Raw genomic sequence first — 24,269 nt, 5'->3', positions numbered from 1 at the left:
TGGTACTTGGGCTTAAGCCCCGGGAGAGTAGGTCACCGCCAAACCTAGCAAAATCCCCCTTCTCTCTGACGATGAAACACTTTCCGACCCTGACGCGGGATGGAGCAGCCCGGTAGCTCGTCAGGCTCATAACCTGAAGGTCGTAGGTTCAAATCCTACTCCCGCAACCAGCGTCGGAAAATCCCAGATCAGCCCGTTCAGACTACAATTGATCCACTGGATCAATCGCTTAACGTCGTCACCTCGTCAGGGCCATAACCTGAAGGTCATCTCCCTGCCTGACGATACTTTGCAGCCTAGCCATCACCTATACGCTTTGGATCAAAACGACAGACACCTGGTACAAGCTCTGGACGGTCACCTCCGGCTCGTCTGCGTCTTCAACCCGCCGCTTGCCGGGACGGAGGTTCATCGCGAGGACGGAAGCTATGCGCCAATTGAATCCTGACGCGCACAGTGAGTTATTTCCAAGTTTCCAAGCTCGGGGAAAGGGCGCATTGCCAATAGTCCATTCCGGGGTCATTGCGACCATCAACCGAAGCATTGTGAGAGCCCGCTTCGCGGACACGGCAGTCATCCAATTCTATAGATCAGTTGTCCTGATTAGGATTAAACTCTTCGTTGACAGCTATTGGACTTGGTCACCAACCCTAATACCGCTTTGCAGCTGCTCCTTCCGGCCAGCATCAACCGGATTTCAATTCACTGGACTTTCGAAAGGTCGATCGTAGATTTGTGACATTCTTCGAAAGAGGTGCCCGCGTGTTGGTCAGGATCGGTTCACTCGTTTTCTGGGTATGGTGTTTGTTTTGTTTCGGCGCTGCGTCTTCTGTCGCTGATGTAGTGCACCGTTGGGTCCAGCTTGGGCCCGATGACGAAGTTGTTGTACGCGCAACCTCTACATCGCCTGACTGCCCCAACTTGCAAGTCGATGGCCATTTGGTCGCCATGAACAAAAGGGCGATACCAGACAGCCAGTTTCCGGAAATCGTCTGCGAGCATCGCGCGCCAAAAAGGGCGCAACAGATAATGCTTGAGGGAAACGCGCTGCCAATTCTAAATCCAAGCGTCCAGCGGATTGTCGTGATTGGAGATACCGGCTGCCGCATTCGGGGCGGCAGGGCTCAGGCCTGCAATGACCCGGTTGCCTGGCCATTGGAATCGATCGCGGCAGAAATTGCATCCAGATCACCGGATCTGATCATCCACGTTGGCGATTACCTGTACCGATCAAGTGAGTGCCCAGACCCGGAAAAGTGCGGTGGTTCCCCTTTTGGTGACAATTTCCGGGTCTGGTCTGCAGATTGGTTGGACCCGGCCGATACCCTGTTCGCTCTTGCCCCCTTCATATTTGTCAGAGGCAATCATGAAAGTTGCGGGCGCGGCGACAAAGGGTGGTTCCGGTATTTTGCACCTGGTCTCGTTCCGGATGATTGTCCGGCTGTGACTGAACCCTGGGTAGCCTCTGTCGACGGGTTTGATCTGATCGCATTCGACTCGTCCGCCGGTCCTGCCCCAAAAAGCAGCCCCGATCTGTTGCCCGAATATGGTCGAATGGCCGGGGATATGTTTGCAAACATCAGTGGCGAAACCTGGTTTCTCACTCATCGCCCACTTTGGGCAAACATGCGTGCCTTCGGTGAACTGATCGATGGCGACGACACACAGCGCGCGGCGTTTGGCGAGGCCATGCCAGGACCATTGAACCTTGTCCTGTCTGGCCATATTCACGCGTTTCAGGCAATCGATTTGGCAGATGGGCCGGTGCAGGGGATAAGCGGCAACGGCGGGACACAGCTGGATCCAATGCCAACAGGTGCTTTGACCAATGTTGAAGTCGCCGGAAGCCTGGCAAGTCTCGTGGTCAACAACAGTGATTTCGGCTTCCTGATGTTGACCAGAGAGGTTGGAGACAGTTGGTCGATGGAGGCGATTGACGCAAAAGGAAACGCACTAAATCGATGCCTCCTGAGAAGCCGCGCGCTTTCTTGCGAGTGATGTCACCGGATGGCACAACTACTCATCGCACCGGTTCAGAACGCGTAGCGCACGCCGAATTCGGTGTAGTTCTGATTTAGGACCAGATCGGCCTTCCGACTTTTTCCAAGAACCAGTTCGGCGTTGGGCAGGTCGTTCCCGGTTGCGCGTTGCAGTGCCGTTACGGGGTCGAGGCCGTGTTTGATCCACCGTTGTTGCAGTCTGCTTTCGAGTTCTTCCAATGTCGGGCTGACAAACACCGTCAGGGCAAAGACATCCGCCAATGCATTCCAGGGATCACTGTCCATCAGAAGATAGTTTCCCTCAACGACGACAATCGGAGTTTCTGGATGAACGGCAATCGCGTTTGCAATCGCCAGATCCATCTGCCTGTCGAATTTTGGGTGAAAGACTTCATGCTGCGCGGACTGCAGGTCCTTGATCGCCTTGCAAAACCCAACCGCATCGAAGGTTTCCGGGGCGCCTTTCTTGGCCAGTAGGCCCCGTGCTTCAAGGACGCGGTTGTCCAGATGATAACCGTCCATGGGCACCAGCGTTGCCTGTGGAAGCCCCGAGCCCTGATCAGTGTTGAGCGATTGAACGACGGCCTCCGCCAGGGTCGATTTTCCGGATGCAGGGGGGCCGGCGATTGCGACAATCATCCGGACGCCGGCCTGCCGTCGGGCGGCGATCAGGTCGCAAACGCGTTTTACGTCCTGCTCGATCACGCGGCGTCCTCTTTCGGGGGTTCCTTGGCGCCGGTCATGAAAGCCACAGCGTCGGACATCGTGTAGTCCTTGGGATCGATTGTGCAGAGCCGTTTGCCCAACCTGTGTACGTGAATACGATCGGCGACTTCGAAGACATGGGGCATGTTGTGGCTGATTAGGATGATCGGAATGCCCCGCGCCCGAACATCCTGGATGAGTTCAAGCACCTTGCGGCTTTCTTTCACGCCCAGTGCGGCTGTTGGTTCATCCATGATGATGAACTTGGTCGCAAACGCAGCGGCACGAGCAACGGCCACGCCCTGGCGCTGGCCTCCGGACAGGGTTTCGACTGCCTGATTGATCGATTGAACGGTCATCAAACCAAGCTCGGTCAGCTTGTCACGCGCAAACTTCTCCATGGCTGGCCGGTCGAGCTGACGCAGGTATTTTCCCATGAAGCCCTGTTTGCGGATCTCGCGGCCCATGAACATGTTATCCGCAATCGAAAGGGCAGGGGACATCGCAAGTTGTTGGTAGACGATCTCGATCCCCATGTTCCTCGCGTCAATCGGAGAGGTGAAGTTGACCTTCTTCCCCTCTATCAGGATTTCGCCCTCATCCGGGATCGTGGCGCCGCAGATTGCTTTAACGATGGATGATTTGCCCGCGCCGTTATCCCCGATGACCGCCAGGATTTCGCCCTGACGCAGCTCAAAATCGGAATGGTCGATCGCGGTTACGTGGCCATAGCGTTTTACGATCCCGCGGCCCTGGACGACTGGAGTTGTGTCTGACATCAGCCCGATACCTTTCTGATCCACTGGTCAACCGCGACGGCCGCGATGATGAGAAGTCCGATAAGCAGGAAGGTCCACTGCGCGTCCGCGCCCAGTAGCCTGAGGCCAAGCGTGAAGACGCCGACGATCAGGGCACCAAACAGGGATCCCAGAATTGAACCGCGCCCCCCGAAAAGCGAGATACCCCCGATCACAACCGCGGTGATGCTTTCGATGTTGGCCAATTGCCCGGATGTCGGCGAGACCGATCCGATACGCCCGATCAGAGCCCAGCCAGCGAATGCACAGATCAGACCGGACAACATGTAGACCGACATCAATGTTCTGTGAACATTGACCCCTGACAGTTCTGCGGCTTCTGGATCGTCCCCCACTGCGTAGACATGTCGGCCCCAGGCCGTGTGTTTGAGGGCGTAGGCCAACACAAAGATCAGCACGAGCATGAATATGACGCCAACGGTGAAGGTTGCTCCACCGATGCTGAACTTGGTGCCGAAGAACTGAAGGAAGGGGGCGTTTGCCTCGATGTCCTGGCTGCGAATGGTTTCGTTCGCGGAATACAGGAAATTTGTGGCCAGAACGATCTGCCACATGCCAAGCGTGACGATGAAGGGGGGAAGCTTGACGCGGCTGACAAGCCAGCCATTGAGCGCTCCGATCATGGTTCCGGCGGCCAGTCCGCACATAACGGCAATTGGCACCGGAATGCCGTATCGGAAGGAAAACTGCCCCATGATGACAGAAGAAAACACCATGATCGCGCCAACACTCAGATCGATGCCAGCGGTCAGAATGACCAGGCTTTGCGCTGCGGCCACGATGCCGACGATCTGCACCTGTTGAAGGATCAGGGTCATTGCAAAGGGCGAAAAGAATTTTGAGCCCAAAAGCAGTCCGAAAATCAAAATCGCACCGACCAGGACGATTAGCGGCACAAAGGACGGGTTAACGTGCAGAAGATGCTGCAACTTCCCCAGAACGCCGTGCCGATGATCCTCAAAAGTCGCAACAGTTTCTGTTTTGCTGGCTGCGGATTCAAATCCCTGGGCGCTTTGGTTTGCTTCGGACATATCTCCCCCTTTTCGTGGGCGTTATGCCGCCCACGAGATCAGTGTACAGGAAGTTTCGGTTTGCTGGTGAAAGGAATGATGAGGCGCTTCGGCGCGCCTCATCCAAAAGGCCTGCGTTTAGCCCCAGCAGAGCTCCAAGCCTTCAGCGACCGAAATCGATTCCACACCATCAACGGGCTGATCGGTAATCAGTGCAACGCCGGTATCGTAGAAGTCTTTACCGGGTGTGTTTTCTGGCTTCACGCCCTCGTCGGCCCATTTCTTCACGGCCTCAACACCAAGCGACGCCATCAGCAGGGGGTACTGCTGGCTTGTGGCACCAATCACTCCGGCCTCAACGTTTTGTACGCCGGGGCAGCCGCCATCGACCGAAACGATCAACACGTCGTTTTCACGCCCGATGGATTTCAGAGCCTCATAGGCACCCGCCGCCGCCGGTTCATTGATCGTGTGAACCACGTTGATCGTTGAATCCTTGGCCAGAAGGTTTTCCATGGCACGGCGTCCACCTTCTTCGTTTCCGTCGGTCACGTCGCTGCCGACCAGCCGTGCGTCTGTTTCATCGCCGATAACATTTGGATCCGCCAATTCCACTCCGAACCCGTCGAGGAAGCCCTGATTGCGCAGAACGTCCACGGTCGGCTGGCTGACATTCAGATCAAGCGTCGCGATTTTGGCGTCCGCTGCTGCATCACCCATTTTGGCCTTCGCCCATTGCCCGATCAGCAGACCTGCCTTGTAGTTATCTGTCGCAAATGTCGCGTCCGCCGAGTCAATCGGACTGAGCGGCGTATCCAATGCGATCACAAGAACACCAGCGTCCCGAGCCTGCTGAACCGCGGGGACAATCGAACTTGTGTCAGACGCTGTCAGCAGAATTCCCTTGGCGCCATCGAGGATGCAGGTTTCAATCGCCTGGACCTGAGTTTCGTGGTCGCCGTCGATTTTGCCAGCAAAAGCCTTCAGGGTCATGCCAAGCTCTTCCGCCTTCGCGGTCGCACCCTCCTTCATTTTTACAAAAAATGGATTGGTGTCGGTCTTGGTGATCAGGCAGACGGTCTCACCGGCCGCTTGCGCAGATGCGGCAGCCAGTGTGAGTGCAGTCGCCGATGCGGCAAGCTTGAGTAAATTTCTCATGTTGTCCTCCCATAAAATCATCGTCGTCCCGCATGGCGCGCCAGCGAGACCTACCTCCATCCTCCAATGCAGGTCGTATTCAACAAACCGCGATTCGAGCCTCGATGTCAATAAGTAAATAAAGTTTATTTATTAATTCGATCAGATATCTTTTCATAAGAAAACAAGGTGGTTATGTTCGGGATTATGGAGAAAGAAGCACTTAGAATGCTAACCGGCGGGGTAAGTCAAAGCGGTGTTCGCGATCATAACGAGCGCCTGATTTTGACGGTTTTACAACGCCATGGACCGGCAGCGGGTGCGGATGTTGCCCGGTTGACCGGCCTTTCTCCTCAGACCGTTTCAATCATCCTGCGCAAACTTGAAAAGGATGAGATTCTCAAACGTGGAACCCCTTTACGTGGGAAAGTTGGCAAGCCTTCGGTCCCGATGGAGTTGAACCCGGAAGGCATCCTTTCGGTCGGCATGAAGATTGGGCGGCGCAGTGCAGACCTGCTTTTGATCGACTTTACAGGCAAGCCGCGCCGCCAGCTTTCCACCACTTATGACTACCCGCTGCCAGAAGCCGTATTCGGGTTTCTGGAGGCTGGCCTGGAAACGCTTTTGGCGCATGAGCCCCGGAAACTGCGGGACCGCGTGTGCGGGATTGGAATTGGCACCCCATTCGAGCTTTGGAAGTGGCACGACCTGACGGGGCTGGCGGCCAAACAGTTCCGGTCCTGGAAGAACGTAAACTTCTTTACCGAGGTGGCCAGGTTCAGCAGTTTGCCTGTTTTTGTCGTCAACGATGCAACAGCAGCGTGTCACGCCGAACATCTCTACGGTCGCGGCGCGGAATACCACGACTATTTCTACTTTTTCATCGGCTCGATGATCGGCGGCGGGGTCGCTTTGAATGGCACGGTGTTCGAGGGCAACCAGGGCAACGCCGGGGCCCTGGGCGCGATGCGCACCACCGGCCCCCTGGGCGAAAGCCAGCAGCTTATCGACACCGCCTCGCTGTTTTTGCTTGAGGACAGGCTGGTCGAAGCGGGCGTCGATCCGGGCATTCTCTGGAAGAAGCCGCAGGATTGGAGCAGCATTTCCCGGTATGTTGAGCCGTGGATTGGCACGACAGCTCAGGAATTGGCCAAAGCCGCGCTTTCGATCTGTGCTGTCATTGATTTCGAGGCAATCTTCATAGATGGGGCATTCCCGCCGAAGGTCAGGGAAGAACTGGTTTCAAGGGTGCGTCGCTATCTGGCCAACCAGGACAAGCGGGGGTTGATCCCGCCGGTCGTTGAAAGTGCAGCGGTCGGGGAAAACGCGCGCGGCATAGGCGCGGCGAGCAGTCCGATCTTTCGCCAGTTTCTGTTGAACACCAATGCGGGGCTTTCCGGAATGTAGCGGAAGCGCATTACAGGCATATTGGAGCAGAAGCTCGCAAAACCCATTCGAAACAAAATTCCCCCAAGCATCTGCACCCAGGGGAATTTCAGTTCTGTATCCTTGACCTGTCAGATCGGCTAATCGGCCAATCTCAATTGACGAAAGCCTAAATGTCGAACTTGACGCCCTGCGCCAACGGCAGTTCGGCCGAGTAGTTCACGGTGTTGGTCTGGCGGCGCATGTATGCCTTCCAGGCATCCGAGCCACTTTCGCGCCCGCCGCCGGTTTCTTTTTCACCGCCAAACGCGCCACCGATCTCGGCGCCGGAAGGTCCGATGTTGACGTTGGCAATGCCACAATCCGATCCGGCCGCGGTCAGGAATTGCTCGGCCTCGCGCATGTTCAGGGTGAAAACGCAGGATGACAGGCCCTGCGGCACATCATTCTGAATGTCCAGCGCTTCGGCAAAGTCGCTATATCCCATGACATAAAGGATCGGCGCAAAGGTTTCGGTCTTCACCACCGCGCTTTGACCGGGCATATCGACGATAGCAGGTTCCATGTAGACGCCGGCCGGCACGTTTTCGGTCACCCGATTGCCGCCAAAGACAGTTCCGCCCTCGGCTTTTGCGGCCTCCAGCGCCGCGGTCATGGCCGCGCCCGAGGCTTCATCCACCAGCGGGCCGACCAGGGTGCCTTGGGCCAGCGGATTGCCGATGGGCAGACCGGCATAGGCCTTCTTCAGACGGCTCACCAGTTCCTCGCGGATCGAGTTGTGTGCGATCAGGCGACGCAGGGTGGTGCAGCGCTGACCGGCGGTGCCAACAGCCGAGAACACGATGGCGCGAACCGCCATTTCCAGATCGGCCGAAGGGCCAACGATCATTGCGTTGTTTCCGCCCAGCTCCAGAATGCACTTGCCGAAACGTTGCGCCACGATGGGGGCCACCGCGCGGCCCATGCGGGTCGAACCGGTGGCCGAGATCACCGGAACATCCTCGCTGGCCACCAGCGCTTCACCCAGCGCGGCGCCTCCGATCAGGGTTTGCAGCAGGCCGTCAGGCGCATCGCCGAACCGGGCCAGCGCGCGTTCGAAAATCTTCTGGCAGGCCATGGCGGTCAGCGGCGTCTTCTCGGACGGCTTCCAGATCACCGGATCGCCGCAGACCAGGGCCAGCGCCGCGTTCCAGGACCAGACCGCGACCGGGAAGTTGAAGGCCGAGATCACGCCGACGGGACCGGCCGGATGCCATGTCTCCATCATCCGGTGACCGGGGCGCTCGGAGGCGATGGTCAGACCATAAAGCTGACGCGACAGGCCGACAGCAAAATCGCAGATATCGATCATCTCCTGCACTTCGCCCAGACCTTCCGAGGTGATCTTGCCAGCTTCCCAGCTGACCAGAGCGCCCAGATCATCCTTGGCGGCCCGCAGCTCCTCGCCCAGCAGGCGGATCAACTCGCCGCGGCGCGGTGCCGGAACGACACGCCAGGCTTTGAAAGCCGATTGCGCGCGGGCAAAGACAGCGTCCATCTCTGCAACCGGTGTCTCGTGCACTTGTGCCAGCAGGCTGCCATCGATCGGAGACGTCACCTTGAGCGTGCCGCCGTTCAGTTCGGCCTCGGTCAGATCCAAATTCGCAAGCGTGGTTTGGGCTGTCATCACAATGTCTTTCATATCTCAGGCTGCCTTGTTCTGTTTGGTGACGTCACCAGCGCGATAAAGCTGGCCGAATTCGGTGTTGAGGAAGTCATCAATTTTGACCTGTTCCTGCCGGACAAACCCCTTCGCGGGCAGTGCGCCGATGCGCATCAGGTCAACCACGCCCAGAACACCTGCGGCGGTGGTGACCTGAATGGCGCTCCAGACCTGTCCGTTGATGGTGCGGGCAAAGGACTTGTTGATCAGGGACTTCTCGCGCAGCACCCCGTCAATCCTGCCCTTGGCGGTGCAGTAAACCAGAACGACGTCCTGGTCGGTGCGGGGCAATGCGGCTTCGAAAATCTCTTTCAGCAGATCGCGGCGGCGTTCCAGCCCCAGATCGTTCAGAAGCAATTTCAGAATGTCGCAATGGCCCGGATAGCGGATCGAGCGATAGGACACGGCCCGCGCCTTGCCTTCCAGCGTTTCCGGCAATGTGCCCAAGCCACCCGAAGTGTTGAAGCACTCGTATTCCACGCCGTCATGGCCCAGAACCTCGTAATCTTCCAGCGGTGCAGTCTTGACCAGCTTGCCGTTCACGATGGCATCGCACGGGTTGCAGTATTCGTTGATCAGCCCGTCGGTTGACCAGGTCAGATTATATTTCAGCGCATTTGTCGGATACAGCGGCAATGCGCCCACCCGCATATGCAGGCTGTCGATCTCGTCAAACTCTGCAGCCAGAGAAGCGCCGGCAATCCCGACAAAGCCGGGTGCTAGGCCGCATTGCGGCATGAACGCCGTCTCGCTGCCCTCGGCAAGCTCGCGCACCGCCTGGGTTGCGGCGACATCTTCGGTCAGGTCGAAATAATGCGCGCCCGCAGCCTTGGCTGCCTTGGCAATGGTCGGGGTCAGAAAGAACGGTGCTGCCGAAATGACGGCATCAAATCCCGTCAGCTCTTTGGCCATGCCGTCCGCGTCAGTGGCGTCGATCTGTTTGGTGCTAACGCCTATTTTCGCGATATCGCCCAAGGCTTTCAGGTCATGATCCGCAACCGTAACACTGTAATTCGGCGACCCTTTCAAAAGCGTCGCGATCATCTGCCCGATCTTGCCGGCCCCGATGACACAAATATTCCAGGACATCAGTTTCTCCACAAAAACTGTCTTGCGTGGAAAATGGCTGAAAGGGGTTACGCTTCATAGGGACCAATCTGACGAATTGCATCCAGAAGCCGTCAAAATGACGGAATTTTTGTCAGTTCGGTAGGTCGGTTGCAAAGCACCGTGGCACGTAACGAGGGTTGCAAATTGACATGACGTTGAAATCACGAACGGCTCAAAAAGCCGAAGGCCTTCTGGGCGCGGTGTATCAGGGGCGATCCGTGGGCGTGGCGCAGCAGGTTTCAATTGCGCCCTCAAACTCGAGCCGCAATTGAAAGCAATGAGACCTAAATTTCCAGCGAAATTCTGTGAGCTGGACTACGCCGCGCCCGAAAACTCGGCCCACTTCTGGCGAAGTGTCGCCGTCAGGCCGGTTGGCTGAGGTTCAGCCTGCTCCGAAATCTCTTCAGCCGAAGCCAGCACCGGAAACTCGGAACGTACTGTTTGAAGCGACGGAGTGCTCTGCGAGAGCTCCTCACACATGACCGCGGCAATTGCGGCCTCCAACTCGGCCTCGTCCAATTCCTGTGCCGGGGACTCCATCGTCCTTAGACGCAGATACGGGTAATACGGCCTCTCATATTCCTCATGCATTGTAACACCAAACCGTTAACTCAGACATTCGCAGATCGATGCGCCACACTTGAATCCAACACATCGCCTGAAAACTTGTTCTGCCAGGAATGCGTCACACTCGCCCCACATGCGGCGGCATTGCAGCTTAAATGTGGCAAAACATTGTCAGTCGGGCAAGCTAGGAGCGGCACCGGACGGAAAAAACCGTTCAAACTGAACAGCTTAGCAAACAAAGGGGTAGGTTTTGGCGGGACTGTTTCCCGTTGCTCCATTATGGGAACGATTTTTGCCCATTATCGCGATGGTCAGTTCCGATACTCAATCGGTGTCACGCCACCGATTCACGATGGGATACCGGCGATCCAACCAGAAGGCGCGTTTGGTCAGCCTTGTTCCCGGCGCAGACTGAAACCGCTTGTACTCGCTGATGTAGATCAGATGTTCGACCTGACGGGCCTCGGCCTCGTCAAAACCTGCCGCCACGCAATCGGCGATCGAGCCGTCCTGGTCGACCAGGATCTCCAGGATGGCATCCAGAACCGGATAGTCGGGCAGGCTGTCACTGTCTTTCTGGTCCTCGCGCAGTTCAGCGGTTGGGGGCTTGTCGATAACTGACGGGCGGATGACCTCACCCGCTGGTCCCATCATCCAGTCGCGATGATTGGCATTGCGCCAGCGGCAGGTCTCGAACACGCGGGTCTTGTACAGATCCTTGATCGGATTGTAACCGCCGTTCATGTCGCCATAAATGGTGGCATATCCCACCGCGACCTCGGATTTGTTGCCGGTTGTCAGCAGCATCTCGCCAAACTTATTCGAAATCGCCATCAAAAGAAGTCCACGCAGGCGGGATTGAACATTCTCTTCGGTCAGGTCTTCGTTTCGACCTTCAAACAACGGGGCGAGCGAATTGGTGACAGCGGCGCGGCTTTCCGAGATCGGAACAAAATCGTAGTGAACACCCAACGCCCTTGCGACGGCCTCGGCGTCGTCCAGCGAGGCCTGGCTGGTATATTCCGACGGCAACATCACGCAGCGCACGTTTTCCGACCCGAGCGCATCCACCGCTATTGCCGCCACCAGCGCGGAATCGATGCCGCCTGACAGACCAAGCAGGGCTTTGCCGAACCCGGTTTTCCCCATGTAATCGCGCAAGGACTGAACCATTGCGCGATAATCCTGTTCCCATTCATCCGGTTGCGGCACGATTTCTGCCGGTGCAATGCGCCAGCCATCTTCGCCACGTTCCAGATCAATATGTGTGATCGCTTCATCAAACACGGGCATCCGGAAAGCCAGTTCTCCACCCGGATTCAGGCCGAATGTTCCGCCGTCAAAAACCTGGTCGTCCTGACCGCCCACCATGTTGAGGTAGATCAGCGGCAGTCCGGTTTCGACAACGCGCGCCACCATGTGGTTCAGGCGTATGTCGTATTTGTCGCGGAAATACGGTGATCCGTTGGGGATCAGCAGAAACTCGGCGCCGGTTTCTGCCAGCGTTTCGGTTACATCCTCGTGCCAGCTGTCTTCGCAAATCGGGCTGCCGATGCGGGTGTTGCCCACCGAATAGGGGCCACCCAGCGGTCCGGCGTCATAAAGGCGGACTTCGTCGAAAACCGTTTCATTGGGCAGGTGATGTTTCAGGACTTTGCTGGAAATCCGCCCGCCCTTGAGGATCAGATAGGCGTTGAACAGTTTGCCATCCTCGACCCACGGACCGCCAATTGCCAGCGCCGGCCCATCGGCGCAGCGTTCAGCAAGCGATTCGACCGCAGCCATGGCCGCTTGGTGAAACACCGGCTTCAGGATCAGATCCTGCGTGTTGTACCCGGTGATGAACATTTCGGGCAACGCCACCAGATCGGCCTTTGCATCGCGCCCTTGTTCCCAGGCGGCATGGGCTTTGGCAGCATTGCCGTCGATATCCCCGACAACGGGGTTGAGTTGCGCCAGAGTGATGCGGAAACGGTCGGCCATACTGCCCTCTTGCCCTCGACTGTCCTATTGCCATTTACCAGATCGCACCGTGAGGAAAAGACAAATGCGGCAAAAGCCGTTGCCCTGCCCTGAGTGGTGCCTTAGTTTTGCGCAACAGAACGCATTCAAAGCATGACCGGCCAGGCGTGAAAACCCATGAACTTGTTTCGCATATCTATAGCCGTTTCACTTTTGGCCCTGACGGCGGTCAACGTGGCCGCGCAGGGTGACGACGTCATCATCGCCGATGACGAGGTTGGCGGCGTCTACGAGGGCACGTTTGAAAATGGACTACGTCATGGGACCGGCACGTATCGCCTGCCTGACGGTTTCGAGTATTCCGGTGAATGGTTCGAAGGCGAGATCAAGGGCAAGGGCATCGCGCGCTACGCCAATGGCTCGGTCTATGAAGGGATGTTTGCAAAAGGCCAGCCCGAGGGGCGCGGCAAGATCGTTTTTGCCGATGGCGGCAGCTACGAAGGCGATTGGGCCGGCGGATCCATCAACGGGACAGGTATCGCCGAATACGCAAACGGAATGCGGTATGAAGGCGAGTTCAAGGATGACCGCCATCACGGCAAGGGCATGATCAAGGATCCTGCCGGCTATGTCTATGACGGTGATTGGGTCGACGGCGTGAAGCAGGGCAAAGGCCGGATAACTTACGCCGAAGGCGGCGTCTATGAAGGCGATATCGAAAACGGGCTGCGTCATGGCCAGGGTACGCTGACGCTTTCTGACGGGATGATCTACACGGGGGACTGGTCACAGGATCTGATCACCGGCAAAGGCCGTCTCACCCAGGCCAACGGCGATGTCTACGAAGGGGACATGGTCGAAGGTCGGCGCGAAGGAAAAGGCAAGGCGACCTACAAGAATGGCGCGACATATGAAGGCGACTATGTGGATGATCGCCGCCACGGCAAAGGCCGGTTTCTCGGCGCGGACGGGTTCGACTATAACGGCGAGTGGTCCGAAGGCCAGATTGAGGGATTTGGTGAGTTGATCTATCCGGATGGATCAACCTATGTCGGGGACTTTCAGGCTGACCTGCCGCACGGCAAGGGTATGAACACTTTTGCGGACGGTACGATCTACGAAGGCGATTGGATCGCCGGCGTGTTCGAAGGCAACGGCAAGGCGACCTATCCCAGCGGCGTCGTCTACACCGGACAATTCAAGAATGCCCGCAGCCATGGCCAGGGCGTTCTGACATTTGCCAACGGCTACAGATACGAGGGCGAATGGGTTGACGGCGAACGGCACGGCAAGGGCAAGGCCAGTTTCGCTGACGGCACCGTTTACGAGGGTGATTTCCGGAACGGTGAGCGCCACGGCGAAGGAACGATCACAGCGCCAAACGGGTTCAGCTACACGGGCGGCTGGATTGACGGCAAGATCAGTGGTGATGGTATTGCCACCTACGCAACCGGCGACGTTTATGAAGGCAGCTTTGTTGACAACAAACGGCAAGGCAACGGCACCATGAAATATGCCAACGGGCTGGAAGAAACCGGTGTCTGGGAAAATGGTGCGCTGGCGGAAAAGGCTGACGAATCCCAGGACGCCACGGATGCGGATGAACCAACGCAGGAAAACGCAGAGGAACCGGCCGCTTCGGATGGGTGACCCTTACCTACCAGGGTATCCGTTCACCGGCCCAGTCAAAAAAGCCGCCGCTATCCGCAGGCGTTAATCCTTCGATGACGGACAGCAGATTGCGGGCAGCTTCATCCGGTTCGACCGCCGGGTGCCGCCCCAGATATTTCCGCGTAAACTCGGTTTTGACCGTACCGGGGTGCAGCGCCACGCAAATCGCCTGTTTATGCGTGCGTTCCAGTTCAATTGCAGCGGTGCGCGTGATCTGATTGACCGCTGCCTTTGCGGCGCGGTAGCTGATCCATCCCCCAAGCCGGTTGTCCCCGATGGAACCGACGCGCGCGGACAAGATGGCAAATACGGAACGCCGATCCCGGGGCAGCAACCGATTTGCGTGGCTAAGCACAAGGGCTGGCCCAACCGCGTTCAACGCGAACTGGTCCATCATCGCCGTTGAAGACAGCGACCGGATGGTCTTTTCCGGCCCGTGGCCATCGATCTCAAGCGCGCCCGTGGCGACCAGCACCAGATCAAACGGGCCCTGAAGCTTGTCCAGCGCGGAGTGAACTGTGTCGGGTTTCGTCATGTCAAATCCACCGGCAGAGCGGGACAACCCGGTCACGCTGACCTGTTGCAGGTCCAGCTGCCTGCAAATGGCGCGTCCAATTCCTCCGCTTGAGCCGATGATCAATGCTGATTTCATGTGCGCCAACCTAGAAGGATACCCGTCTGAATCAATGCCCGGCTGAAAAGGCCGGGTCCGGTCAGAGGATCGCAAATTGGTTCTTTTCATTCCTTGCGGGCTCTGTATAACCTCACAATCATGATCAACCGCGCAGATATCCCTTTTGCCGACTCCGCTTTTTGCGGTGCGTCGCTGCGTGGCCTACTGATCCTAATCCGCCTCTGAGCGTGCCATTCGGCGCGCCCGCTCAGAGGAGGACGCCCGCGCGCCATAGGCTTTAGGACAGAAGAAGAAAGAGAATCCCATGACCAACGTGACCGACCAAGACCGCGTCTTGATCTTTGACACCACTTTGCGCGACGGCGAGCAAAGCCCCGGCGCCACCATGACCCATGACGAAAAGCTTGAGATCGCCGAGCTGCTGGACGACATGGGCGTCGACATCATCGAGGCCGGTTTCCCAATCGCCTCTGAGGGTGACTTCAAAGCGGTTTCCGAAATCGCCCAACGTTCAAAAAACAGTCGCATCTGCGGTCTGGCCCGCGCAAATTTCGCGGATATCGACCGCTGCTGGGAGGCGATCAAACACGCCGAACAGAACCGCATTCATACATTCATCGGCACCTCTCCGCTGCATCGCGCCATTCCGAACCTCACGCAGGACGAAATGGCGGAAAAGATCCATGAAACGGTCAGCCATGCCCGCAACCTGTGCGAGAATGTGCAGTGGTCGCCAATGGACGCGACCCGGACGGAATGGGATTACCTGTGCCGCGTTATCGAGATCGCGATCAAGGCAGGCGCGACCACGATCAACATACCCGACACTGTCGGTTATACGGCACCACTGGAATCCGCCGATCTGATCAAGCGCCTGATCGAAACCGTTCCCGGCGCAGATGAAGTCGTGTTCGCGACCCACTGTCACAACGACCTGGGGATGGCGACCGCGAACTCTCTGGCGGCCGTGATCGGCGGGGCGCGTCAGATCGAATGCACCATCAATGGCCTTGGCGAACGTGCGGGCAATACCGCGCTGGAAGAAGTTGTGATGGCCATGCGGACCCGCAATGACATCATGCCGTTCCGCACCGGGATCGACACCACCAAGATCATGCATATCTCGCGCCGGGTCGCCACGGTGTCGGGCTTCAACGTGCAGTTCAACAAGGCCATTGTCGGCAAGAACGCCTTTGCCCATGAAAGCGGTATCCATCAGGACGGGATGCTGAAAAACCGCGACAATTTTGAGATCATGCGCCCCGAGGATGTGGGATTGTCCGGCACTTCGCTGCCTTTGGGCAAGCACTCGGGCCGCGCGGCATTGCGGGACAAGCTGAACACGCTGGGCTATGAGGTCGGTGACAACCAGCTCAAGGATATCTTTGTGCGGTTCAAGGATCTGGCTGACCGCAAGAAAGAGGTCTTTGACGACGACATCATCGCGCTTATGACGCTGGATGATGACGAAGCGAACGATTTTCTGCAGCTGGTGTCGATGAAAGTCACCTGCGGCACCGGAGGTCAGGCAGAATCGACGGTTGAGCTTGAGGTTGACGGAAAGGATGTCATCGCCACGGAATACGGTGACGGCCCGGTTGATGCGACGTTCAGGGCGATCCGCGCGATCTTCCCGAACGAGGCTCATCTGCAGCTCTATCAGGTGCATGCCGTCACCGAAGGGACGGACGCCCAGGCCACTGTTTCGGTGCGGCTGGAAGAGGATGGCATGATTGCAACCGGCCAATCGGCGAATACCGACACTGTGGTGGCCTCGGCCAAGGCTTATATCCATGCTCTCAACCGCCTGGTCGTGCGCCGTGCAAAAGCCGGGCCCGGGGCGGACACGCGTGAGATCAGCTACAAGGACCTGACCTGAAGAGCGGGAAAGCTCCCGCACCCGCGGCGGTCCGGCTGCGCAGAACCACCTTGCGGCTTTGGGCCCGGCACCGCGCTTTGGCGCGGTGCCGGGCCCAAACCAATTGACTGCATCTTTGATGCCGGCAAACGGGGCGAGGGTTCCTCCGTTGTTTGCGCGAACGTCTCTCAGATCCTGTCGAACAGGGCCGTAAGCCGCGCGGTTTCATCTTCGAAACCGTACGGAGCGTTGATTATGAACATCCCTGAACCGATCATGTTGTGCCCTTCCCGGGCAGGCGGAAAGATCACTTCGTGGCGCATCACCTTTGGCAATGCCTGATTGGTCAGGGCCGCCAGCATATGCTTATGACGGTCATCGGCCAGAATCGGGTACCACAGCGCGATCACCCCGACATTCCACTTGCGGTGCAGTTTGGCGACGATCACCGGTAAACGACCATATTCGGCCTTCACCTCGTAGCTGGGATCGATCAGCAACATTCCACGACGCGGCGTGGGCGGCAGCAGGGATTGCGCCAGTTCATAGCCATCCTGCCGATACACCCGTGCGTTTCGGGCCGTTAGCGCGCCTGAAAGGGCCGCGTATTCCTTTGGGTGCAGTTCCGCGAAATGCAAATTGTCCTGTGGGCGTAACAGGCTGGCTGCGATCATGGGAGAACCCGGGTAACAGGCCGGTCCATACCGGGCCTGTATGTCCAAGATTGCCCGGGCCAGCGGGTGTTCCGGATCGAACCAGGCCTCGCGCCGCGCCCTTTCGATGCCCGCGTCCGCTTCGCCGGTTTTGCGGGCCTCCTCCGAGTCCAGATGGTATAGCCCGCGTCCGGCGTGGGTTTCGATGTAGCTCAGCGGTTTGTCTTTTTGCGTCAGATAACGCAGCGTCCAGGCCAGCAATGCGTGCTTTTGCACGTCCGCCAGATTCCCGGCGTGGTAAATATGTTGATATGAAAGCATTTTGCCTTCTAAAGTCCCTATCAATGAGGCGAAAAGGCGCTGATTGTCACGGAATCAGGCCTTTAATCGGGCGTGTTGGCACCCTATAAGTCATCCGTCCCGGAACCGTCGAGTCGCGGGCAGTAGAAAATTCTGACAGACAGGATCAGGGGAAACATGGGGATCTTTGGCAATCTGGGCGGCCTGTTCACAGCGGACATGGCCATTGACCTTGGGACGGCGAACACGCTGGTTTATGTCAAAGGGCGCGGCGTCATTCTGTCCGAACCCTCTGTGGTCGCCTATCACGTCAAGGATGGCGTGAAGAAAGTGCTGGCTGTGGGCGAAGACGCCAAGCTGATGCTGGGCCGGACCCCCGGTTCCATCGAGGCCATCCGCCCGATGCGTGAAGGGGTCATTGCCGACTTCGACACCGCCGAGGAAATGATCAAGCATTTCATCCGCAAGGTGCACAAGCGCTCGACCTTTTCGAAACCGAAAATCATAGTCTGTGTTCCGCATGGTGCGACTCCGGTCGAAAAGCGCGCAATCCGACAGTCGGTTCTGTCCGCAGGGGCCCGTCGCGCGGGTCTGATTGCTGAACCCATTGCGGCCGCCATTGGCGCGGGAATGCCGATCACCGATCCGACCGGAAACATGGTTGTCGATATCGGTGGCGGTACAACCGAAGTTGCGGTTTTGTCGCTGGGCGACATCGTTTATGCCCGCTCGGTTCGCGTCGGTGGGGACCGGATGGACGAGGCCATCATCTCGTACCTGCGCCGTCAGCAGAACCTGCTGGTTGGCGAATCCACCGCTGAACGTATCAAAACCACCATCGGCACCGCCCGGATGCCCGATGACGGCCGTGGCCAGTCGATGCATATCCGCGGTCGTGACCTGCTGAACGGTGTGCCAAAGGAAATCGAGATCAGCCAGGCTCAGGTGGCCGAGGCGCTGTCCGAACCAGTCCAGCAGATTTGCGAGGCGGTGATGACCGCGCTGGAAACCACGCCGCCCGATCTGGCAGCGGACATTGTGGACCGGGGCGTCATGCTGACCGGCGGTGGCGCTCTGTTGGGTGATTTGGACCTGGCGCTGCGCGAACAGACCGGTCTGGCCGTGTCGATTGCCGATGAAAGCCTGAATTGTGTGGCTTTGGGAACCGGCAAGGCGCTGGAATACGAAAAACAACTGCGCCACGCGATTGACTACGAAAGCTAAGGCGCGCACCCTTCCAATACAGGGTTAACAATCGGGCGCGAGCAGCACGGGAAGGAGTCCTGTGGCAAAGGACCGATCACAGCGCGACGAATACACCACCCCCTTACGCCGCTTGTTGTTGGGGATCGTTGTTTTGTGCCTGCTGGGTATCTTTCTGGTCTGGCGCATTGACAGCCCACGGGTCGAGAGGTTTCGCGCTCAGGTCGTGGATGCCGTGATGCCCTCGATGGAATGGGCCATGGTGCCGGTCACGGCCACGGTCAACCTGGTCCGCGATTTCCAGAGCTATCAGCGGCTGAGCGAGCAGAACCGGGAATTGCGCAGTGAACTGCGCCGGATGCGTGCCTGGAAAGAGGCGGCGCTGCAGCTGGAACAGGAAAACGCCCGGCTGCTGGACCTGAACAACGTCCGGCTGGATCCGCGCCTGACCTATATCACCGGTGTTGTCATGGCCGACAGCGGCTCCCCCTTCCGGCAGTCTGTCCTTCTGAACGTGGGACAGCGGGACGGTATAGTCGATGGCTGGGCCGCCATGGACGGGATCGGGCTGGTTGGGCGCATCTCCGGCGTCGGCGCCGATACCGCGCGTGTCATCCTGATGACGGACGCCTCGAGCGCTATCCCTGCCACCATCCAGCCGTCCGGGCAGACCGCTTTGATCAAGGGGGACAACACAGCGGTACCATTGGTCGAGTTTCTGGAAAACCGTGAACTCGTCCGACCCGGCGACCGGGTCATCACGTCGGGCGACGGTGGCGTTTTCCCGGCAGGATTGCTGATCGGTCAGATCACCGCCGACCCGGGTGGCAGGTTGCGCGTGCGTCTGTCCGCCGATTTCGAGCGGCTCGAGTTTCTGCGCGTGCTGCGCTACCAGTCGGCGCCCGCCATTCGTGATTCCGGGGATATCGTTGGTCCGCTGCGGCCCGAAGCATCCCTGACTCCGGATGAGGCCGCAGATGGATAAGGCTGTTTCCCATCTCTGGGCCATGCGCTGCCTATATGTTTTTCTGGTGGTTCTAGTGCTGTTTCTGCATCTGTTGCCGCTGAACACGCAGCCGGACCGCTGGCCGTTTCCGGATGTTCTGATCGCCCTCACATTCGCCTGGGTGCTTCGGCGCCCCGAATACACGCCCATCGCAACTGTGGCCGTTGTCATGCTGATGGCCGACATGCTTCTGCAACGGCCGCCGGGGTTGCTGGCGGCACTTGTCGTTGTCGCAACAAACTATTTGCGCTCGGCAGCGCCGGGAATGCGGGATATCGGATTTTTTGGCGAATGGAGCTCGGTCGCGGCGGTGATGACCGGTATCTATGTGCTGAACCGTTTCATTCTGTCGGTTCTGTCGGTCCAGCAGGCCGCCTTTTGGCCGACAGTTGTTCAACTGATTTTGACCATCGCCATCTATCCCTTGATTGTGCTGATCAGTCAGAATGGTATGGGCGTCCGCCGTGTTTCAGCTGCGGATGCCGGTATTGTCGGGGCGCGGGCATGAAGCAGAAACGCACCAAATCCCAGGGTCTTGCCTACAAACGTCTGCCGCGCCGGGCGTTGGTTCTGGGTGGTTTGCAGGCGGTCTTTATCGGTGGTCTGGCTGCGCGGATGCGGTTTATGCAGGTTGATCAGGCCGATCAGTACCGGCTGCTGGCCGAAGAGAACCGGATCAACATCCGCCTGATCCCGCCGACACGCGGGCGCATCTATGACCGGAACGGACAGGTCATTGGCCAGAACTCGCCGTCCTACCGGATCGTGATCGTGCGCGAAGACGCGGGTGATATCGACTCGGTCATTGCCAAGCTTTCGGAACTGATCCCCCTGAACGAGGATGAGATCGAGCGTGCCCGCACGGAAATGCGCCGGTCCGCACCCTTCCTGCCGGTCACGCTGGCAGATCAGGTTACGTGGGAGGACATCTCGAAAGTGGCGGTGAACGCGCCGGCCCTGCCCGGCGTGACGCCCGAAGTCGGTCTGACCCGCCAATATCCCCGGTATGAGGATTTCGCCCATATCGTCGGTTATGTCGGCCCGGTCAGCGACTACGACCTGAGCCAAATGGAAGACCCCGAGCCGGTTTTGCGCATCCCCCGGTTTCAGATCGGCAAGGTCGGGCTGGAGGCCAAGCAGGAGGCCACCCTGCGCGGCAAGGCCGGGGCCAAGCGGGTCGAGGTCAACGCGACCGGTCGCGTGATGCGGGAACTGGACCGCCAGGAGGGTGAAGCCGGGGCCGACCTGCAATTGTCGATCGACGCCGATCTGCAGCAATACGCACAGGCCAGATTGGCCGGGGAAAGCGCGGCGGCGGTTGTGATTGACTGCGAAACCGGCGATCTGCGTGCGATTGCCTCGGCCCCCAGCTTTGATCCCAACCTGTTTGTACGTGGTATCTCGGTCGCCGATTACAGATCGCTGACACAGGACAAGTATCGCCCGCTGGCAAACAAGACGGTACAGGGTACCTATCCACCGGGGTCGACGTTCAAAATGATCACGGCCATGGCTGCGCTTGAGGCCGGTGTGATCGGACCCGGCAACACGGTATATTGCCCCGGTCATCTGAAAGTCGGCAGCCGCAGGTTCCATTGCTGGAAGCGCGGCGGGCACGGTACGGTCGATCTGGAAACCTCTCTCAAACGCAGTTGCGACGTCTACTACTATGATGTTGCCCTGCGCGTGGGCATCGACAGGATATCCGACATGGCCCGAACCTTCGGGCTGGGCATCAAGCACGATATTCCGATGTCGGCCGTGGCAGGGGGGCTGGCGCCAAATCAGGAATGGAAACAGCGGGTCCACGGGCAGGAATGGCTGGTCGGGGACACCGCGAACGCCTCGATCGGTCAGGGCTTCATGCTGGCCTCGCCCATGCAGCTCGCCGTCATGACCGCGCGGATCGCCACAGGCCGCGCCGTAACGCCGCGCCTGGTCCGGTCGGTCAACGGGGTCGAACAGCCCTCGGGCGCGGGTGAGCCACTTGCGGTCAATCAGCGGAACCTGTCACAGGTGCGCAAAGCGATGTTCTCGGTCTCCAATGACCGGCGCGGAACGGCCTACCGCAGCCGTATCATCGCAGATGAGTTTCGCATGGCGGGCAAGACGGGTACCAGTCAGGTCCGCAATATTACCAAAGCTGAACGCGCCGCTGGCGTGATCCGAAACGAAGACCTGCCCTGGGAACGGCGCGACCACGCGCTGTTTGTCAGCTTTGCCCCGTACGATAATCCGAAATACGCCATAGCCGTCGTCGTTGAACATGGCGGCGGTGGGTCCAAGGCGGCGGCCCCTGTCGCGCGGGACATCATGCTTCAGGCGCTCTACAACGGTACGCCCCCGCTTGAGGCGTATCCGGTTGCCGACCGCGAGCGCATCAAGGAACAGCAAAAACGGCTGGAGGGCGATCGCCGCCCCAAAGCGCGTCCGGATGAAAAGGACCGCGCATGAGCTATCTTGAATATGCCGTCAAATCCACGCCGTCGGGGTTTCGCAAGTTTCTGTATATGAACTGGCCGCTGACCCTGCTGTTGATCAGCACGGCCAGTGCCGGGTTCCTGATGCTGTATTCGGTGGCGGGCGGTTCGTGGACCCCGTGGGCCGAACCGCAGATGGAGCGGTTCGGGATGGGTCTGGCGGCCATGTTCATCGTGGCGCTTGTGCCGATCTGGTTCTGGCGCAACATGTCGGTTCTGGCCTATCTCGGCTCGATCGTTCTGCTGATCTTTGTCGAGCTTTTCGGCACGGTCGGCATGGGCGCGCAGCGCTGGATCGACCTTGGGTTCATGCGGCTTCAACCGTCCGAGGTCATGAAGGTTGCCCTGGTCATGGTGCTGGCCGCCTATTACGACTGGTTGCCGCCGCACAAGACCTCGCGCCCGCTTTGGGTGCTTATCCCTGTTGCCCTGATCCTGATCCCAACGTTCATGGTGCTCAATCAGCCTGATCTGGGTACGTCGATCCTGTTGCTGGCTGCTGGCGGTGGCCTGATGTTTCTGGCTGGTGTCCACTGGGCCTATTTCGCCGCCGTGATTGCAGCAGGTGTCGGGCTGATCGCCACAGTGTTCAATAGCCGTGGGACAGACTGGCAATTGCTCAAGGACTACCAGTTCAGGCGCATCGATACGTTTCTCGATCCTTCCACCGATCCGCTTGGCGCGGGTTACCACATTACACAGTCCAAGATTGCCCTGGGATCCGGGGGCTGGAACGGACGCGGGTTTATGCAGGGCACTCAGTCGCGGTTGAACTTCCTACCCGAGAAACATACCGATTTCATCTTTACCACACTGGCCGAAGAGTTCGGGTTCGTCGGCGGCATCACGCTGTTGATCCTGTATGCTCTGATCCTGATTTTCTGCATGGTTACCGCGCTGACGACCAAAGACCGTTTCTCATCGCTTGTGACTTTGGGCATTGCACTGAACTTCTTCCTGTTCTTTGCCGTCAACATGTCCATGGTCATGGGTCTTGCCCCGGTTGTCGGCGTTCCGCTGCCCATGGTCAGCTATGGCGGCTCGGCCATGCTGGTTCTGATGGCCGCGTTCGGCATCGTTCAAAGCGCGCATATCCATCGTCCTCGTTAATCTGAAAGGCAATCCATGACAGCGAATGTCCTGTTTTCCGCACGTCCCGGGCTTTGGCCTGTTTATGAGCCGTTGCTGCGCCAGGGCCTGTCCGAAGCCGGGCTGGAGTTTGAGTTGTCGCCAGAGATTTCACCGGAACAGGTCGACTACGTGGTTTACGGACCGACGGGCGGATTGCGGGATTTCGGGCCCTTCAGTCGGCTCAAGGCTGTACTTAGCCTGTGGGCCGGGATCGAGAGTATCGCGGACAATGAAACCCTGACCGTGCCGCTGGCCCGGATGGTCGATCACGGGCTGACGCAAGGCATGACAGAATGGGTCGTCGGGCATGTGCTGCGCTACCATCTGGGGATGGATCGTCACATCACCGTCCAGGACGGCGTCTGGACGCCCGAAGCACCGCCGCTCGCGCAGCAACGGCATGTAACGGTTTTGGGTCTGGGCGCTTTGGGGCTGGCCTGCGCCAAGGCACTGGCCGCGCTGAATTTCAATGTTACCGGTTGGAGCCGCACGCCCAAGGACGTCGACGGCGTGACTTGTCTGCATGGGCAGAAGGGATTGAAAAGGGCGCTGTCTCAGGCAGAAATTGTGGTTCTGCTGCTGCCCGATACGGCAGCGACGGAAAACACGCTGAACGCGGAAACGCTGGCCCTGTTGCCCAAAGGTGCACGGATCCTCAACCCGGGTCGCGGGCCGTTGATCGACGATGATGCCCTGCTGGATGCGTTGAATTCAGGGCAAGTGGGTCATGCCACGCTGGACGTGTTCCGGACCGAACCACTGCCGCCCGAGCATCCGTACTGGGCACATCCCAACGTGACTGTGACACCTCATATCGCGTCCGAAACCCGCGAGATCACTGCCGCGCAGGTCATTTGCGAAAACATCCGGCGCGGTGAGGCAGGTGAGCCCTTCCTGCATCTGGTGGATCGCCAGTTGGGGTACTGACGACCCATC

At 58.6% G+C, this 24,269-nt stretch carries 21 protein-coding genes and 1 tRNA gene; 12 read left to right on the top strand and 10 right to left on the bottom strand.

Going from position 1 to position 24,269, the window contains the following annotated elements; all coding sequences use genetic code 11:
- Window positions 1-93: 93 nt before the first annotated feature.
- From AC2FIR_RS11945 to AC2FIR_RS11935, 3 genes are all read left to right on the top strand, one after another.
- Window positions 94-170, top strand: a tRNA-Met gene (locus tag AC2FIR_RS11945).
- Between the two features lie 38 nt (window positions 171-208).
- Entirely contained in the window at window positions 209-448 is a 240-nt protein-coding gene (locus tag AC2FIR_RS11940) for an ectoine synthase (protein ID WP_496762400.1), read from the top strand.
- A gap of 500 nt (window positions 449-948) precedes the next feature.
- Window positions 949-1,998: a metallophosphoesterase family protein gene (locus tag AC2FIR_RS11935; RefSeq protein WP_496762397.1), complete on the top strand. Its 1,050-nt coding sequence runs from the start codon at window positions 949-951 to the stop codon at window positions 1,996-1,998.
- 35 nt (window positions 1,999-2,033) lie between these two features.
- Here AC2FIR_RS11935 and AC2FIR_RS11930 read toward each other — a convergent pair whose 3' ends face one another.
- The 4 genes from AC2FIR_RS11930 to AC2FIR_RS11915 form a co-directional block, all read right to left on the bottom strand.
- Complete coding sequence (locus AC2FIR_RS11930) at window positions 2,034-2,705, bottom strand: nucleoside triphosphate hydrolase (RefSeq protein ID WP_496746820.1); 672 nt, start codon at window positions 2,703-2,705, stop codon at window positions 2,034-2,036.
- Window positions 2,702-3,484, bottom strand: coding sequence for an ATP-binding cassette domain-containing protein (locus AC2FIR_RS11925; RefSeq protein WP_170805733.1), 783 nt, complete (start codon window positions 3,482-3,484; stop codon window positions 2,702-2,704). The genes AC2FIR_RS11930 and AC2FIR_RS11925 overlap by 4 nt, the downstream gene beginning before the upstream one ends.
- On the bottom strand, window positions 3,484-4,554 hold the full coding sequence (locus AC2FIR_RS11920) for an ABC transporter permease (protein WP_170615753.1): 1,071 nt from the start codon (window positions 4,552-4,554) through the stop codon (window positions 3,484-3,486). Before AC2FIR_RS11920 ends, AC2FIR_RS11925 begins: the two co-directional genes overlap by 1 nt.
- A gap of 117 nt (window positions 4,555-4,671) precedes the next feature.
- Window positions 4,672-5,691: a sugar ABC transporter substrate-binding protein gene (locus AC2FIR_RS11915; protein ID WP_170615751.1), complete on the bottom strand. Its 1,020-nt coding sequence runs from the start codon at window positions 5,689-5,691 to the stop codon at window positions 4,672-4,674.
- Window positions 5,692-5,877: 186 nt separating this feature from the next.
- On the opposite strand from AC2FIR_RS11915, the gene AC2FIR_RS11910 reads away from it, so the two are divergent.
- Window positions 5,878-7,077, top strand: coding sequence for an ROK family transcriptional regulator (locus AC2FIR_RS11910; protein WP_480915194.1), 1,200 nt, complete (start codon window positions 5,878-5,880; stop codon window positions 7,075-7,077).
- Window positions 7,078-7,225: 148 nt separating this feature from the next.
- Here AC2FIR_RS11910 and amaB read toward each other — a convergent pair whose 3' ends face one another.
- From amaB to AC2FIR_RS11890, 4 genes are all read right to left on the bottom strand, one after another.
- On the bottom strand, window positions 7,226-8,722 hold the full coding sequence (gene amaB / locus AC2FIR_RS11905) for an L-piperidine-6-carboxylate dehydrogenase (RefSeq protein WP_496746818.1): 1,497 nt from the start codon (window positions 8,720-8,722) through the stop codon (window positions 7,226-7,228).
- An 18-nt stretch (window positions 8,723-8,740) separates the two neighbouring features.
- On the bottom strand, window positions 8,741-9,847 hold the full coding sequence (locus tag AC2FIR_RS11900; protein WP_496746817.1) for a saccharopine dehydrogenase family protein: 1,107 nt from the start codon (window positions 9,845-9,847) through the stop codon (window positions 8,741-8,743).
- Window positions 9,848-10,183: 336 nt separating this feature from the next.
- Window positions 10,184-10,459 (bottom strand): hypothetical protein, encoded by a 276-nt coding sequence (locus AC2FIR_RS11895; protein ID WP_170615745.1) that lies wholly within the window; start codon window positions 10,457-10,459, stop codon window positions 10,184-10,186.
- Window positions 10,460-10,759: 300 nt separating this feature from the next.
- Window positions 10,760-12,418, bottom strand: coding sequence for an NAD+ synthase (locus AC2FIR_RS11890; protein WP_496762395.1), 1,659 nt, complete (start codon window positions 12,416-12,418; stop codon window positions 10,760-10,762).
- A gap of 156 nt (window positions 12,419-12,574) precedes the next feature.
- Here AC2FIR_RS11890 and AC2FIR_RS11885 point away from each other — a divergent pair, with 156 nt between their 5' ends.
- Window positions 12,575-14,047, top strand: coding sequence for an MORN repeat-containing protein (locus tag AC2FIR_RS11885; RefSeq protein ID WP_170615741.1), 1,473 nt, complete (start codon window positions 12,575-12,577; stop codon window positions 14,045-14,047).
- Between the two features lie 7 nt (window positions 14,048-14,054).
- On the opposite strand, the gene AC2FIR_RS11880 is transcribed toward AC2FIR_RS11885, so the two are convergent.
- Window positions 14,055-14,720 carry an SDR family NAD(P)-dependent oxidoreductase gene (locus AC2FIR_RS11880; RefSeq protein ID WP_480915202.1) on the bottom strand — a complete coding sequence of 222 codons (666 nt, stop codon included), beginning with the start codon at window positions 14,718-14,720 and terminating at the stop codon, window positions 14,055-14,057.
- Window positions 14,721-15,006: 286 nt separating this feature from the next.
- Here AC2FIR_RS11880 and AC2FIR_RS11875 point away from each other — a divergent pair, with 286 nt between their 5' ends.
- The gene (locus tag AC2FIR_RS11875; protein ID WP_170615737.1) at window positions 15,007-16,581 is read left to right on the top strand and encodes a 2-isopropylmalate synthase; all 1,575 of its coding nucleotides are present in this window, start codon (window positions 15,007-15,009) and stop codon (window positions 16,579-16,581) included.
- A gap of 167 nt (window positions 16,582-16,748) precedes the next feature.
- On the opposite strand, the gene AC2FIR_RS11870 is transcribed toward AC2FIR_RS11875, so the two are convergent.
- A complete protein-coding gene (locus AC2FIR_RS11870) occupies window positions 16,749-17,534 on the bottom strand; it encodes a 23S rRNA (adenine(2030)-N(6))-methyltransferase RlmJ (RefSeq protein ID WP_496746814.1) in 786 nt (261 codons plus the stop codon).
- Window positions 17,535-17,690: 156 nt separating this feature from the next.
- Here AC2FIR_RS11870 and AC2FIR_RS11865 point away from each other — a divergent pair, with 156 nt between their 5' ends.
- From AC2FIR_RS11865 to AC2FIR_RS11840, 6 genes are all read left to right on the top strand, one after another.
- Window positions 17,691-18,737: a rod shape-determining protein gene (locus tag AC2FIR_RS11865; protein ID WP_039523195.1), complete on the top strand. Its 1,047-nt coding sequence runs from the start codon at window positions 17,691-17,693 to the stop codon at window positions 18,735-18,737.
- Window positions 18,738-18,798: 61 nt separating this feature from the next.
- Window positions 18,799-19,701, top strand: a complete 903-nt coding sequence (gene mreC, locus AC2FIR_RS11860; RefSeq protein ID WP_496746812.1) for a rod shape-determining protein MreC — start codon at window positions 18,799-18,801, stop codon at window positions 19,699-19,701.
- Window positions 19,694-20,230 carry a rod shape-determining protein MreD gene (locus AC2FIR_RS11855; protein WP_496746811.1) on the top strand — a complete coding sequence of 179 codons (537 nt, stop codon included), beginning with the start codon at window positions 19,694-19,696 and terminating at the stop codon, window positions 20,228-20,230. Before mreC ends, AC2FIR_RS11855 begins: the two co-directional genes overlap by 8 nt.
- Window positions 20,227-22,176: a penicillin-binding protein 2 gene (mrdA, locus tag AC2FIR_RS11850; protein WP_170615729.1), complete on the top strand. Its 1,950-nt coding sequence runs from the start codon at window positions 20,227-20,229 to the stop codon at window positions 22,174-22,176. The genes AC2FIR_RS11855 and mrdA overlap by 4 nt, the downstream gene beginning before the upstream one ends.
- Window positions 22,173-23,312: a rod shape-determining protein RodA gene (rodA, locus tag AC2FIR_RS11845; protein WP_496746809.1), complete on the top strand. Its 1,140-nt coding sequence runs from the start codon at window positions 22,173-22,175 to the stop codon at window positions 23,310-23,312. Before mrdA ends, rodA begins: the two co-directional genes overlap by 4 nt.
- 15 nt (window positions 23,313-23,327) lie before the next feature.
- Entirely contained in the window at window positions 23,328-24,260 is a 933-nt protein-coding gene (locus AC2FIR_RS11840) for a 2-hydroxyacid dehydrogenase (protein WP_496746808.1), read from the top strand.
- Window positions 24,261-24,269: the final 9 nt, after the last annotated feature.

Source organism: Ruegeria sp. CDSB136, assembly GCF_059610965.1.
Note: the sequence above shows the minus strand (reverse complement) of the source record. Positions and strands in the feature narration are given on the sequence as shown.